This is a genomic window from Humiphilus diazotrophicus (genome assembly GCF_059726315.1).
This window is the reverse complement of sequence record NZ_AP040870.1, coordinates 5,078,927-5,093,888: the sequence shown is the minus strand read 5'-3', so window position 1 is coordinate 5,093,888 and position 14,962 is coordinate 5,078,927. Positions and strand designations below refer to the sequence as shown.

11 protein-coding genes are annotated in these 14,962 nt (G+C 49.6%); 8 read left to right on the top strand and 3 right to left on the bottom strand.

The window, feature by feature from the left end; genetic code table 11:
* Nucleotides 1–164: 164 nt before the first annotated feature.
* Nucleotides 165–2,927 carry a bifunctional YncE family protein/alkaline phosphatase family protein gene (locus AC6I7T_RS21165; RefSeq protein WP_497789601.1) on the bottom strand — a complete coding sequence of 921 codons (2,763 nt, stop codon included), beginning with the start codon at nucleotides 2,925–2,927 and terminating at the stop codon, nucleotides 165–167.
* 313 nt (nucleotides 2,928–3,240) lie between these two features.
* Between AC6I7T_RS21165 and AC6I7T_RS21160 the strand changes: the two genes are divergently transcribed.
* From AC6I7T_RS21160 to AC6I7T_RS21125, 8 genes are all read left to right on the top strand, one after another.
* On the top strand, nucleotides 3,241–4,206 hold the full coding sequence (locus tag AC6I7T_RS21160; protein ID WP_497789600.1) for an acyl-CoA desaturase: 966 nt from the start codon (nucleotides 3,241–3,243) through the stop codon (nucleotides 4,204–4,206).
* Nucleotides 4,207–4,388: 182 nt separating this feature from the next.
* Nucleotides 4,389–5,321 (top strand): sensor histidine kinase, encoded by a 933-nt coding sequence (locus AC6I7T_RS21155; protein WP_497789598.1) that lies wholly within the window; start codon nucleotides 4,389–4,391, stop codon nucleotides 5,319–5,321.
* Complete coding sequence (locus tag AC6I7T_RS21150) at nucleotides 5,318–6,082, top strand: response regulator transcription factor (RefSeq protein ID WP_497789597.1); 765 nt, start codon at nucleotides 5,318–5,320, stop codon at nucleotides 6,080–6,082. Before AC6I7T_RS21155 ends, AC6I7T_RS21150 begins: the two co-directional genes overlap by 4 nt.
* Before the next feature lie 46 nt (nucleotides 6,083–6,128).
* On the top strand, nucleotides 6,129–6,335 hold the full coding sequence (locus AC6I7T_RS21145) for a heavy-metal-associated domain-containing protein (protein WP_497789595.1): 207 nt from the start codon (nucleotides 6,129–6,131) through the stop codon (nucleotides 6,333–6,335).
* Between the two features lie 2 nt (nucleotides 6,336–6,337).
* Nucleotides 6,338–8,617, top strand: coding sequence for a heavy metal translocating P-type ATPase (locus tag AC6I7T_RS21140; RefSeq protein ID WP_497789594.1), 2,280 nt, complete (start codon nucleotides 6,338–6,340; stop codon nucleotides 8,615–8,617).
* Nucleotides 8,614–8,952 carry a metal-sensitive transcriptional regulator gene (locus tag AC6I7T_RS21135; RefSeq protein WP_497789592.1) on the top strand — a complete coding sequence of 113 codons (339 nt, stop codon included), beginning with the start codon at nucleotides 8,614–8,616 and terminating at the stop codon, nucleotides 8,950–8,952. The genes AC6I7T_RS21140 and AC6I7T_RS21135 overlap by 4 nt, the downstream gene beginning before the upstream one ends.
* Nucleotides 8,953–8,975: 23 nt before the next feature.
* Nucleotides 8,976–11,291, top strand: coding sequence for an LptF/LptG family permease (locus AC6I7T_RS21130; protein ID WP_497789591.1), 2,316 nt, complete (start codon nucleotides 8,976–8,978; stop codon nucleotides 11,289–11,291).
* Nucleotides 11,292–11,321: 30 nt separating this feature from the next.
* A complete protein-coding gene (locus AC6I7T_RS21125; protein WP_497789590.1) occupies nucleotides 11,322–13,073 on the top strand; it encodes an ABC transporter ATP-binding protein in 1,752 nt (583 codons plus the stop codon).
* Nucleotides 13,074–13,095: 22 nt separating this feature from the next.
* Here the strand turns inward: AC6I7T_RS21125 and fliS are convergent, their stop codons facing one another.
* Together fliS and fliD are read right to left on the bottom strand one after the other, a co-directional pair.
* Nucleotides 13,096–13,557 carry a flagellar export chaperone FliS gene (gene fliS / locus AC6I7T_RS21120; RefSeq protein ID WP_497789589.1) on the bottom strand — a complete coding sequence of 154 codons (462 nt, stop codon included), beginning with the start codon at nucleotides 13,555–13,557 and terminating at the stop codon, nucleotides 13,096–13,098.
* A 15-nt stretch (nucleotides 13,558–13,572) separates the two neighbouring features.
* The gene (fliD, locus tag AC6I7T_RS21115) at nucleotides 13,573–14,925 is read right to left on the bottom strand and encodes a flagellar filament capping protein FliD (RefSeq protein ID WP_497789587.1); all 1,353 of its coding nucleotides are present in this window, start codon (nucleotides 14,923–14,925) and stop codon (nucleotides 13,573–13,575) included.
* Between the last annotated feature and the right edge of the window lie 37 nt (nucleotides 14,926–14,962).

The window sequence follows — 14,962 nt, the reverse complement described above, 5'->3', positions numbered from 1 at the left end:
TAAAGTGCAGTTTTCGTGGACTCCAGGATACAGCTATGCCGCAACATCCCTAGAGCATTTTCGCTTTTAGTATGGTCCAGAGGAATTCAGTGCAGTGTGGCCGTTCTTTGACGGAACGTCCACGCGGTCATTTGTTCCGGGTCTACAGTGAAAGCGAAATTGCCCTAGTCGTCATCATCATCTCTAGCTTTCTCGTGAGGATGCAAAATCATAGCCGGTATTGGCTTTGATCCCATCGCATCTCGCCAGAGAATGACATTTAGCAGTCGCGCATCCGCCCTATCTTCATGACGAAAGTCCATCTTGCTCGATTCCTTCGCACCAGGAGCTTTAGGAGTATTCACTTCATAGATCATTCCACTGTCGCGATTGGTGTAGTCGGCATGGAAGGCTGGCTGGTCACCCTTGCCGCTAAATAGCGGCTCAACCAAAGAAGCAAAAGCGTCATTGTTGTTCATTGGAGGAACACCGAGCAGATCCTCCATACTTCGAATAAAGCTGACCGTGGTGTAGAAATGGCTGTCAATGAATGGTTTGGTTTGGCGAGGAGAATACTTGCTTATCACCAAAGCCGTACTGCGATGAGCATCTACATGATCTGCTCCATCTTGAGCATCATCTTCCAGAATAAAGAATGCCGTATCGTCCCAGTATGGGCTATTCGAAACAGCCTCGACAGCACGGCCCACAGCCAAATCGTTATCGGCAACAGAGGCTTGAGGACGAGGCATGCCAGGATGTGTTCCGGCCGTGTGATCGTTTGGGAAACGCAGCATTACGAATTGAGGCATCTCATCCCGCCCGGCCTTACGAGCTTGCACCCATTTATTGAAATAAGTCGCGAATTCTTCGTAACGAAGTTGATCAGGAAAGCTCAGATGAAAATCCGGAAATTCCGGATCGAAGTGGCCTTCGAGTTCCGGCTTCGTCGCTGTGTTCTTCAAAATAAGAGGAATCTTCCATGGCCAGGGGCTCTGTCCGCCGCCATAATTCTGAGGAACAGGCTCTCCCAAATGAATGTAACTGCGTGTGCATCCTTTACCGGCTAGCTCAGGCGTTCCTTCCGTTGGTAATTGTTTTTTGGGAGCTTCACCGGAATCATCGCAAAACTTCGTGGAGATGAATTCGCCGAAATGATATAAAGACTTCTTATTTCGTGCGAGATTCGTCCAAAGATAGCCGCTGTTCGGCTCATTGACATCTGAAATGCCTTCTTCCAGCGGATATCCTTCTTCGACTACGCCTTCATAGTCATACAGCCTCTGTCCGCCCCGGTAGCTCTGCTGCCAAGTCTTCTCTGTATAGTCACTCGATATTGCAGCGGTAGACCAAACATGGCCATCGCCTGAAACCTCTCCGGAATCGTAGAAATTATCGAGGACGCCGAACTGCTCAGCCAGTTTATGAAGATTGGGAGTAATCCCTCTCCCGTACATCGTAAGGCTGGGATCGCTATTCCCTACTCCAAGATCGCCAAAGATCTGATCGTAGGTCCGGTTTTCCTTAATGATGTAAATGACATGTCGAATCGGATTCTTTCCGCTCGCAAATTGGATATGTTTCCGGGCCGCGCTAATACGATTGCTGACAATCGTCTCTCTCGTTAATGCCGCCAAGTTAGGATCGAGTGTAGAAAGATCGATTGTGGCAAGAGATCCGTACAAAAGACTCGCAATGTAGGTATGCGCGCGGTGACCACTTGCAGATCCTTCAACTACTCTTTGCGGCGCTGCATTGGGGCCTGTTCCCTTCCCTTTCGCGGTAGCGACATAGAGATGCTGATTACGAACAGCCAGGGCAGTGGGATACCACTCCGTCGGAATAAACCCCAGGGCTTTGATTCCCGGCATAACTGCTTTCGAAGAGAACCGTGGTTGCGCATCAAAAACAGCAACGGAATTGGATCCGGTATTTGCTGCGTACAGTCGTTTCCCATCGGGAGAAATAACGACGGCATCAGGCATAGCACCGAAAAATCCCTGCCCTGATAAACGTGTATCGAAAAATCCTCTCACCCGCATTTTCGTGTGCTTGATATCTACGGCAGCAATTGCGTCACGATTTGCCAGAGCGACATAGAGCTGAGTTTCATCTGGACTGAATGCAAATGCAGTTGGATGAGAGCTAGGCAAAATAGCCTGCGTAGGCGGCAACAGCGGTAGCCTGTCGAGAATCTTGCCGTTATGGAGATCCAACTCGACAATTGCGGAGCCATTCCACAAAGCAACGAATCCCTTATGGCCATCTGCAGTCACAGTCACCGAAATGGGATAGGTTGCAGGCACTACATTCCCGTCGGACAAATCAAATCGATAAATGATCTTTCCCGTTGCAGCCTCAAGGAGAAGAGCATCATCGGAAAAATTGTCTGCGACCAAAAGCTGTTCTGTTCCCTCTTTGCTCCGTACGACTGCGATTCCAGCTGGAGCAGGAATCGCCTTTCCATTGGGCAGAACACTTCCTATGGAATTCTGCCTTTTCCCAGGAGCTAGAGACTGCAAAGGAATAGGAATTAAACGTTCGGAAACCAATTTGCCGTCAGCCAGCCGGTACACAGCGATTGCATTTCCTGTCTTCTCTGAAGATCCGCCCTCGGGAGAGGATAAGGAATCGAAGCTGGCGTAAAGGTGCACGCCATCCGCACTGAATGCCAGTCCCTGATAGAGAGTCTGTGGTGCCGAGCTCAATGTGCGCTGTTCAGGAAAATCCATAATCGTTCCTGTTGTGGTATCTAACACCGCAATCGACTGAGCGTACTGCGACTCATAGGTACCATAACCGGCATTGAGAATAGCCAGATAGCGCCCGTCTGGCGACCATGACATGGACATGGGAAGACTATTCAATGGCTTTGGTGATCCAGGAACCGGTTCAATGAGTTGCTTACTAGTAGGCAAATTGATGGATTCCTGAGCTAAAACCGACATCGGCAAAAACACCAGCAGACAATTCAAGAAAAGAAAACGCCGGGCAATCCTCATAACTGTTATTGAAGCAGAACTCCTAACGAGACAGATTCGACTCCTGAAACAGGAACAGGTACTTTTATCAAATTTTTATGTATGACCAATGTGACCAGCAACATACGCACAGTACCGGATATGACAGGCTGGAAGTCTGAAGAACGCCAGAATCCCCCAACCAGCAGCAGTTTCCATAATTACAAAACTGTTACGCCACCCTGAAGAGAAGGCTTGATAGCGTCAAAGTAGCGATATTGCTACAAAGGAATTCCCCACTTTGACTCCAGTTGACCTACTCGACCCTGTATCGACAAAATCGGAATCTGTCACAGATGTTTCTGAGACGACGTATCGGTCTCAAGTGAAAGCAGCTCGGCAAACCCCTAAGGTGCCTCAACTCGGACGAGCAACACAAGGAAACAAGCCCAATTGGGTAACCATTCTTTTTATGCTCATCTTCCATGCTGGCGCGATAGCAGCGTTGTTCTGCTTCTCATGGAAAGCTCTGATTGTTTCGGCAATTCTCTATGTTCTGGCTATCAATATGGGAATTGGGATGGGCTACCATCGGCTGCATACACATCGTGGATATTCCACCTACAAGTGGATTGAATATGCCTTAGCCGTCTGTGGAACTCTTTCACTCGAAGGCGGACCAATCTTTTGGGTAGCCACCCATCGAGTTCACCACCAGCTCAGTGACCATCCAGGCGATCCGCATACACCGCACGAAGGAACCTGGTGGGCACATGCAGGTTGGATCATGAGCGGAGCAGCACTGCACTCGGAAACTGCACTCCTAGGCCGATACGCTCCGGATTTGGCACGAGATCGATTCCATGTGCTGCTCAGCAAATATCATTGGGTTCCCTTGACCACCGTTGGACTGCTGCTCCTTGCATTTGGAGGATGGAGTTTTGTGTTTTGGGGAGTCTTTCTGCGCGTGACCGCAGGGCTGCATGCCACATGGATGGTCAACTCGGCAAGCCATCTGTGGGGCTCAAAGCGGTTCCCAACACGCGACGACTCGAGAAACAACTGGTGGGTCGCCCTGCTGACCGGAGGCGAGGGTTGGCACAACAACCATCATGCCCACCCGGTTTCTGCCCGTCATGGGCTGAAGTGGTACGAATTTGATCCCAATTATTACGGGATCTGGCTGCTAAAGAAGCTAGGACTCGCCTGGAACGTGAAAATCGCTCAATACGATCCTGCCGATCCAAAACCGGCAGGTGCAGCCTGAGCATTTCCCGCAAAGACGTAGACCAATTCACAAAAGCTTACGCAGCTTTCCGCCAAAGAAAGCTGCACCTCTCTATATTTGGCGAGTCTATACCTATGAGGGAAATACTCTAATACTTCTCAAACTGGTTTACCCTGAAGGCGCCTGTTCAGAGTTCCTGACAGACGCCTAAAATTTTTTCAATGCGTATTTCTCGACGTAGACCGGCTGTCGTCTTCTTTATCACGTTGGGCTCCTGCCTTGTCGCATTAGCCATCGCACTCAACGTTGGTTGGATCATCTTGAACTGGAGGGAACTGGTTCCACTGGTTCTCGGAATCCCCTTCTTCTGCCTGCTCATTGCCGGAGTCATTCTGAACACGATCTTCCTGGTCAGAGAAGTCAAACGCAATGAACGTCACGACAGCTTCATCAACGCTGTTACTCACGAGCTGAAAACGCCAATCGCCTCTATCCGTCTTTACCTGGAAACATTGCAACGCCGGAATTTGAGCGAGGAACAGCGGCAAGAGTTCTATCGAACGATGTTGATCGATAGTGATCGCTTGCTAGCTACCGTAGAGCAGGTTCTGAAAGCTGGGGAACTGGGCCAGCGCAGTCACAATGCTGTTCGCACGCACATCGATATGATTGAGCTTGTCGCTGAAGCCGTTCAAACCGCGTTGCAGAGATATCACCTGAATGCGGAAGCGATAACAGTACAGAGAGACAGCGAAAATACCAGCTTTCATATTCGCGGAAATCCTGAAGAGATCAAAACTGCAGTTCTCAATATTCTGGATAATGCCGTCAAATACTCGCCACAAGGCCCTCATATCGGTATTCGCATATCAATCGAGAATGATGCCTGGGTAGTTGTCACCGTAACGGATCAGGGCATTGGAATTCCAGCAGCACATTTGAAACGAGTCTTTCGCCGCTTCTATCGAGTACCCAATCTAAGCACCTTTCGGGTGAAAGGAACCGGACTAGGCCTCTTTCTGGTCCGAACCATTGCTCGCCAGCACGGAGGCGATGCCACCGCAGAGAGTACCGGAGAAGGTAAAGGAACAACAGTACGTTTTCTTTTGCCCCGCATACTCTCCGAGAAAGATAAAGGGGAGGAAAAGAAATGACACAGAATCTCTCTTCTGCCATACCGCAACAAACTCGCATTCTGATTGTCGAAGATGAGATTCACTTGGCACAGGGCCTTTTATTCAACCTGCAGGCAGAAGGCTACTCTGTCCTGTTGGAGGGTGACGGCGAGTCTGCCCTGCAAAGATTTGCCAGTGGGGAGTCATTTGACGCCATCATCCTGGACGTTATGTTGCCGGGAATAAATGGCTTCGAGGTGGTTTCTACCCTTCGTCAAAAACAGAATTACGTCCCGGTGCTAGTGCTGACAGCCAGAGGCAGGCCGGAAGATGTTCTGGAAGGTTTTGCCGCCGGTGCCGACGATTACCTGCCTAAGCCATTCGACTTGTCCATTTTGCTTGCACGCCTTAAAGGTTTACTGCGTCGGACCGCCTGGCAAAAACAACAGATCGACAATGCCCCGGAGAAAGCGGAACCTACATCTTTCTCCTTCGCGGATAGAAAGATCGATTTTGATTCTCTAGAGTTGAAAGCTTTGGGGAAAACGACCCACTTAACCGTTATGGAGGTCGATCTTTTACGCTATCTCGTTAAGAATCAGGGGCGTATCGTTTCGCGAAAAGAGCTGTTGGAACAGGTCTGGCGGGTCCATGAGGACACAGATACCAGAGCTATCGACAACTTCATCGTTCGACTTCGCAGATATATTGAAGATGATCCGACCCATCCGATCTACCTGACAACCATACGAGGGGTGGGGTATCGCTTCCAACCTGTTCCAGAAGCCGTAAAAAATTAGATCCTTTACTCTCTTTCCCTTATCATAGGGGTAGGGGGTATACGGAATGACTGAAGTAGTTTTGAAGATCGATGGAATGCACTGCGGAGCCTGCGTCCGCCGTGTAACGCAAGCACTGCAATCTGTTTCTGGTGTTGAAGCAGAAGAAATCAAGGTTGGAACTGCCCGCCTGAAAGTCCAGGATCCGGCCAATACTGAAGCCGCCATTGCTGCTGTAGGTAACGCCGGATACAGCGCCTATCAGGAGAAGTAGCCATGGCAGTCGATACAACGGTTTCCACACCAACAGAGTTAACAATTCCAGTCCTGGGAATGACCTGCGCCGCCTGCCAGCACCATGTTGAGCAGGCGTTGCAGAATACGCCAGGAGTCCAAGACGCAAATGTCAACATGATGACGCATAGCGCTCGTGTCTCCTACGATCCGGCAAAAACCGGACCTGAGAATCTGGTTGAGGCGATAAGAGACGCGGGATATGAAGCCAGCATTCCCCGTAACAACCAGCAGACAGACGATACAGCGGAGGATAACCCAAAGAACCGTCTTCAGCTGAAGGCGCTGCTAACGGTATTTGCAGGGCTCATCGCCATGGTCCTTTCGATGCCGTTGATGCAAACCCACAGCGCACTGGATCATTGGCTGATGCGGCTTTTCCCTGTTCTTTGGGAAATCCCAGCACAACGTCTCTATGTGCTCCTTTTCCTCATGGCATTAGGGGGAATCGTCTGGTCTGGCCGTTCGATATACGGAAGTGCTATACGCGCCTTCAGACATGGCACCTCCAATATGAATACTTTGGTGACGCTGGGAACTGGAGCAGCATTCGTTTATTCGACAATCGCTACCTTTGCGCCTCAATTCTTTCTGCGGCATGGCCTGAAACCACAGATCTACTACGAATCGGTTCTGCTGATTCTAGGATTCCTGCTCCTTGGCCACTGGCTGGAAGACCGCGCTAAACATCGTACGTTGGGAGCTTTGCAGGCATTTGCCAGCTTGCAGCCTTCCACTGCCCATGTATTGAGAGATCAGGCCGAAACAGAGCTTCAATTGAGTGAGGTCGTCCTTGGCGACAGAGTCCTGGTTCGTCCAGGAGAACGCATCCCTGTGGACGGAATCATCATAGAGGGCCGCACTACGATTGATGAATCCCTCATCACAGGAGAATCGACCCCGGTAGAACGCTCGATTGGGGATAAGGTCATTGGGGGATCGCTCAATTACGATGGAGCCTTTGTGTGCAAGGCATCGTCGCTTGGAAGTGATAGTGTGCTGGCCCAAATGATGAAATTGATGGACCAGGCGCAATCGTCAAAAGCGCCCATGCAACGGCTGGCAGATAAAGTCAGCGCCGTTTTTGTACCCTCAGTTCTGATCCTGGCCCTGATCACCTTCGTACTCTGGTTGGTGTTGGACCCGGAACACAGTTTTGGACGTGCCTTCGCAGCATCAGTTGCAGTATTAGTTATCGCTTGCCCCTGCGCAATGGGTCTGGCAGTTCCGGCAGCTCTTACTGTTGCCATAGGACGAGGAGCGCAGATAGGGGTTCTCTTCAAAGGGGGAGAGGCTCTAGAACGACTAGCCGGAGTCGACAGCGTCCTCTTCGACAAAACTGGAACTCTGACCTACGGCAAACCTCAGATTGTCTCTGTTCAAGGACAGAATGGGATTGAGGACAACCTCCTGCTAGAGATGGCAGCCGCTGTGGAATCCAGATCAGAACACCCCTTGGCACATTCGGTTGTTGAAAAAGCCAAAGAAAGCGGGATTCCATTCGTACCTGCAAAAGAAATTCAGATACTGGCCGGACGTGGCATTCAGGCTGAAATGAATGGGCACCAAATCATGGTGGGAAGTCGCCGCCTGATCGAAGAATACGGCATCCCCCTCCTCCCCGAAATTCAGTCAAACACAACAGGCTCCACTTTGCTTTTTGTCGCACGCGATAACGTTTTGGCCGGATGGCTGGAAGCTCGCGACACATTACGCCAGGAAAGCACTGCTGCCATTGAGTCACTCAAGAAGCAGGGGCTGAAAACAACCATGGTGACCGGAGATAGTCCGGAAGCCGCCAAGCCAATCGCAGAGGCAGCTGGCGTGGATAAATATATCGCCTCAATGCTCCCTGAGCAGAAGCTTGAGCACATCCGAAAACTACAGAAAGAGGGCCACAAAGTAGCAATGGTTGGCGATGGAATCAACGACGCCGCAGCACTGGCCCAGGCGGACGCAGGGTTGGCAGTTGGAACGGGCACCGATCTCGCACGTGAAGCAGGCGATGCAATACTTCTGGGTGGAAATCCCAGGAGCATTCCAGCCGCAATTCTTTTAGCACGGAAAGCGGTTGCCACAATGAAGCAAAACCTCTGGTGGGCACTGCTCTATAACGTGATTGGCATTCCTATTGCGGCCGGGGTCCTTTACCCCGCTTTTCACATTTTGCTGAGCCCGGCCCTCGCCAGTGCAGCTATGGCCATGAGTTCGATCAGTGTACTGGCGAACAGCCTCCGGCTGAGGAGTTTCATTGCCCAATGAAAAAGAAGACTTCGGATTCAGAAGAACAATGTCTCGTCCACAGCAACAGGCAAGCCGTTGCGGTGGACCCGGAAATTAAAGCCGCAACCCTACGAAGGCTGGCCAGAATCGAGGGTCAGGTCCGGGGATTGCAGAAGATGGTTGAAACGGAACGGTACTGTGCCGATATTCTGGTTCAGATATGCTCGGTACAGGAAGCTCTCCGAGGCGTTTCTCGCATGATGATGAGAAATCATCTGAAGCATTGTGCCACTTCAGCCATCAAAAAGGATGAGACTTCGGCAGAAGCTATGTATGACGAATTGATCGACTTAATCTACCGCCATGCACGGTAGACTTGAGCTTAGGAAGATTTCCAGTGCGGATTTTGAGGCGTTACATCCTGGGAGAGGTGCTATCGCACGCGTTTTTAGGCGGCGCACTGTTTACGTTCATCCTTTTCATGAAGGATCTTTCCAGTATTTTGGAAATTCTGGTCCGAAATAGCGCTTCCGTTACCAATGTCATAGAAATCTTCCTCTTTACTCTTCCTAATAGCTTTACCTTGACCATTCCAATGGCTGTTTTGGTCGGAATTCTGCTCGGACTGAGCAGGCTTGCCGCCGACAGCGAAATTACCGCAATGCGCGCCTCAGGAGTAGGCATCTGGGCCTTTGTCCGCATCGTGGCGATTGTAGGCGTTGCGGGATGGCTGATAGGGCTGGCCAACTCTCTATATCTTGCTCCCAAAGCTACCCAGGCTTTACTGGATCTGGAAAACCGGCTCAAGAACTCTCAAATCTCCTATGAGATCCAGCCGAGAGTCTTCTATGAAGGTTTTCGGAATTACGCAATTTACGTTCAGGACGTCCGGACAGGCTATGGAGCCGCTTATTGGCATCGAATCTTTCTTGCCGACCTGAGTGATCCTGTAGCACCTATCGTCACAACTTCAGAATCTGCAACGGTTGTGAATGGTGACGAACAGAGCCTCCGTATGCGCTTGCGTAACGGAGCTCGACACGAAACTTCCTCCAGTAATCCGACACAATATACAATCTCGACCTTTGCGGATACGGATGTTCCGCTACAAATAGGAGAGCAGACCGCCACACAAAAGGGACGCAGCAATTCTCCAACCCTGGCCATGTCAACTGAAGAGCTGTGGGCACGTGGTCACCAAAGAGACGGCAGATGGTACCTAGTTGAGCTCCATAAGCGCTTTGCCTATCCGACTGCCTGTTTAGTGCTCATGCTTGTCGGAGTCCCGCTCGGCGTCTCCTCCAAACGAGGTGGGAAAAGTGCAGGGTTCATCCTCACCATCGTCCTTGTCTTTATCTATTACTTCTTTTCGATCACAGGTGTGGCATTAGGCAGGCAAAACAAATTGCCTGCGTTTGTAGGCGTCTGGTTGGCAAACACCCTCTTTGCTGTTTGCGGAACTATCCTGCTACGGCAGATGTCAACAGGGGGGAGTTTTCTTGCGGCACTTACCTCTATCAGTCTGAAAAGCAAACGACCGGAAAGCCATGGGCCTTTGGATCGAATTGCTCTGCCCAAACGGGTTGCAAGGCATGGCCGCAGCAGATTTCCACTTATTCTCGACGATTACGTCTTGCGAGAATTCCTAACCACTTTTGCTCTGGTGCTGATTAGCTTCATCATGCTCCTGCTCGTCTTTACATTCTTTGAGCTGATCGGAGATATCATCAAGAACCATACTCCCCTGCTCACGGTGGGCGAGTATCTGATCAATCTGACTCCGAGCCTGATCTACAACATCACTCCGTTATGCGTTTTGATCGCTGTTTTGGTTACGTTTAGCGTTTTAAATCGCACAAATGAATTGACGGCGATGAAGGCCACCGGCATCAGCTTATACCGCCTCGTAGTTCCCGTTCTGGTGATTGCGGCAACCCTTGCTACTGCTCTGTTCATCTTCAATGAGTTCTATGTACCGCAAGCAAATCGGAAACAAGAGGCATTGCGAAGCATCATAAAGGGGAAGCCGGCGCAGACCTTTCTTCGTCCGGATAGAAAATGGATTTTTGGCCTGCAGGAAACGGGAAAACCAGGCCGGATCTTCTACTACCAATTTTTCGATCCCGATCAAAACAAATTCGCAAACATCAGTGTCTTTGAGTTCAATCCCGAGACATTCTCGATATCGAAAAGGATCTTTGCTTCGAGCGCGCACTGGGAACCGGAGCTACACCGTTGGATCTTCGAAAAAGGCTGGGTACGAACAAGCAACGGTGAAATCATAAGCAACTTCAACACCTTCGAAGTTCAAACCTTTTCTGAGATCAGCGAAGAACCAACGTACTTCAAAAAAGAGAATTATCAGTCCCAGGAAATGAATTTCGGAGAGCTGGAACGATACATCCGGGATTTACGACAGAGCGGTTTCGATACTATGCGGCTCCGTGTGCAGTTGAACCGCAAGCTTGCTTATCCATTGATTGCATTGGTTATGGCAATTTTGGCCATTCCCTTTTCGCTTTCGACGGGTCGTCGTGGCTCTCTGACAGGAGTCGCTATAGCGATTGGAGTCGCCGTTACTTATTGGGTCGTAGCAGGCATCTTCGAAGCAATGGGCAACGTGAATTTATTGCCCGCCATGATGGCGGCCTGGTCCCCGGATATACTTTTTGGCCTGGCTGGAGGATATCTGCTACTGAGAACACCGACATAAACTTCGGCAAGAGCCCATTACAATAATCCTATGTTGAATCAGCTTCGTCCCCTCTTTGGCTACATGCGGCGTTATCGAAAAGGCTACATAGAGGGCGGAGTCTGTGTCGTAGTTGGCAACCTGGTCTCGGTACTCTTTCCCCAAGTCATTCAGCACGCTATCGACGATCTAAATCTGAGTATCACCCGCCAGAAGATCCTTTTCTATGCCACATTGTTGCTGACAGTCTCCCTGGTAAAAGGAATATTTACCTTTCTGACGCGCTGGATCCTTATTGGTATTTCGCGAGAAATTGAGTTTGACCTGCGAAATGACCTCTTCCGCAATCTCGAGCAACAATCCCCAGCCTACTACCATCGACATCGCACCGGCGATGTTATGGCTCGTATGACAAACGATCTGAACGCGGTACGAATGTTGCTGGGTCCGGCAATTATGTACAGCGCAAACACGCTTGTCTTCTTTGCGGCGGCGGTATTTTTCCTGATACGTATTAGCCCTACACTCACGCTGGTGGCTTTGGCTCCGCTGCCATTAGCCAGCATCCTGGTACAGTTTTTCGGCAGGAGAATTCATGAACGCTTCGAAAAGATCCAAGCTATGTTTTCGGAAATCTCCGCCCAAGCACAGGAAAACATCTCCGGGGCAAGATTAATTCGTGCGTTTGCTCAAGAAAAAGCACAGATTAATGCCTTTGAGAAATCGAACCGCGAAAACATCCGGCGCGGCCTTCGACTTGTTCAGCTAATGGGAATGCTCTGGCCCACCCTTGAATTCATTTTGGGCCTGGCTTTAGCTGTCACGCTCCTTGTCGGAGGGCATCAAGTCCTGGCTCATCGCATCACGGTGGGTAAGTTTGTTGCCTTCAACACATACATGCTGATGTTGACGTGGCCGATCATTGCATTGGGATGGGTGGTAAACCTCTTTCAACGAGGCACGGCCTCCATCGGAAGACTCGATGAACTGCTAAAGGCCAAGGCCGAAATTGATGATCGCCACGCGAAATTCCCGATAGAAGACGCGCCTTCTATCCAGGGAGAAATAGAATTTCGTCATCTTAGCTTCAGCTATGCAGATACCGAAGTACTTCACGATATTTCCTTGAAGATTCCAGCCGGCACGAGCCTGGCAATCGTTGGACCTACAGGCACAGGAAAATCGACGCTGATCAATCTCATTCCACGCCTGTATGATGCCCCGGACGGGTCAATCTTGATCGATGGTCGTCCCATTCAGGATTATCCTCTGGCCTTTCTGCGATCCAACATCGGAGTGGTACCTCAAGAGACGTTCCTTTTCAGCGAAACAATTCGGGCAAATATCTCCATTGGAAAACCTGAAGCCAATCAGGAAGAGATTTTACAGGCAGCTGAAGCTGCACACATCAGAAGAGAATTTGAAGAGTTTCCTCACCAATTCGAAACGATGGTAGGAGAACGCGGAGTCACACTGTCCGGCGGACAAAAGCAGCGTGCCAGTATCGCGCGAGCTCTGATTCGGCAACCGAAGATTTTGATTCTAGATGATGCTCTCGCCAGCGTAGATACCTATACAGAAGAGCAAATTCTCGAACAGCTACGTCAAGAGATGAAGGGAAGAACAACAATCTTCATCTCACATCGTATCTCAACAGTGCGTAATGCCGATCAAATTGCTGTCCTTCTTGCCGGACGTATAGTAGAACTCGGCACACATGAAGAACTGCTTGAAAAAGGCGGATATTATGCCGCCCTTTTCCAAAAGCAATTACTAGAAGAAGAACTGAGTATTGAGCACTAAGAGAAATACTTAAGCTTGCGGGCTAGGCTGTCCAGCGAGGAGAGCTATCCGATTCTTGCTGCTGAACAACAGAAGCTCTAACCACCCCAGAAGAAGCCTCCTGCCGATTTCGTAGCGCTTCGAGAGCCTCGGGATCGGAAGCAACTTTCTTCCACGCCTCTCTAACTGTCTGAACACAGCTGATTGCGTGCTCAAAACGCTCACGCGATTCCAGCTGTGAAGCCTGCAGAATGATGGCGAATATGGAACTGTAGTATTCGGAAAGAGTCTCGGCTACCTTGCCACCAACATCCATCCGCAGTGTTGCTTGCAAATGAATGATAATGTCCATGGCTTTCTTGACATACATTCTCCGTGCACTAACATCTTTCCTCTCCACCGCATCGATTGCGGAGGAGAGGAAGCGGATAATCCCGTCATAAAGGGATACCACTAAATCAACGGGCGAAGCACCTTCGAGTGCGTGTACCTGATAGTAATCCATATTCACCTTTGGCCATTACTTGCTGGTGTTGTAGCCGGTCGCGGCGGAATAAATCTTATTTACGTAATCGAGATTATCCTTGATCGCCTGTAGTGTTTGGTTTGCCTTATTTAGCTCGGAGGTCAGGGTTTCTTGCTTGAGCGAAATCAGGGATTCCTGCGAATCTAGTTTGTCCTGGATCAACTTCTCTTGAGAGGAGATTTCATCCTTTGTTAGCGTGATCAGACCAGAGCTATATACGCTGCCAACGTTGTTCAAAGTTGTTGATAAAGTCCTACCGAATTGGCCCGAATCCTGGAAGAACGAAACCACGTCTGAATAGTTAGAATTCAAAGCGGATACCAAAGTGTCTGTATTAACAGACATTGTGCCATCTTTATTCATTGAAATTCCAAGATTTGTCAACGCCTTGACTTTTCCAGGTCCGGAAGAATAAATCATGCCCTGTTCAAGCTGTTGCTGCAAACTGGAAACTATGGAGCTTCCATAAAGAGGCTTAGCATTCCCGGAGGTATCGTTGCCTTCCTGATCATTAAGAGCAGTGATAACTGTGTTGTATTTGCTTACGAAGCTCAGGATGGAACTTTCTACACTATCATTGTCATTGGTAATAACAATCTGTACGGGGGAATGATCTGTGGACGTCAATAATTGGAATGTCACTCCGCCAATAGCATTTGTGACCGTATTTGAAGTGCTGGTAAGGGACACTCCATCAACAGTAAATTGGGCATCCTGAGGAGGCTGCCCCTGAGACATAGAAACGTCAGTTCCCGTAGAATCTTTCAAGTTGCTAGCAGTAGCGGTAAATCCCCCAGATGATCCGGTGGTGTTACTCACGATCGATAGTTTGACACCACTTGCCCCAGTTAAGATAGAAGCCGTCACACCTAAGCCGCGGCTGTTAATTTCTGCGGCTAAACTTGTAAGGGTATCTGTACCACTCGTCAGATTAAAGGTCGCTCCAGCGACTGTGATCGATCCGCTTAGGGTATTACTAGCAGAGGATAGATAATTCGAAGCATCAGATTGGGCTTGGGCCAATTGCGTTACAACAACGGTATGAGTACCAGCTGCAGCAGACGAAGTGGCTCCTTGGAGCTGCAAAATATTAGTATTGGAACTCGATCCTTTTTTGTACGACAATACCCCAGTAAAATCGGTTAGAGTTTGCAGAGTCGTCAGCATGGATGACAGATCGGTACCAAGCGTACTCAATACGGCGTCTTGTGCCTGCAATTTGGTCAGCTGCGCCTTCCAGGGTGTCTCCACAGTTCTCAAATTCGAAACAATTTGAGAGACCGTATTTGATACATCGAACCCCTGACCACTGGTAGCGGAACCAAAACTTAGTCCAACAACACCCATGATAATTTCTCCTTACTCAATCTTTACCCAGCAAAGC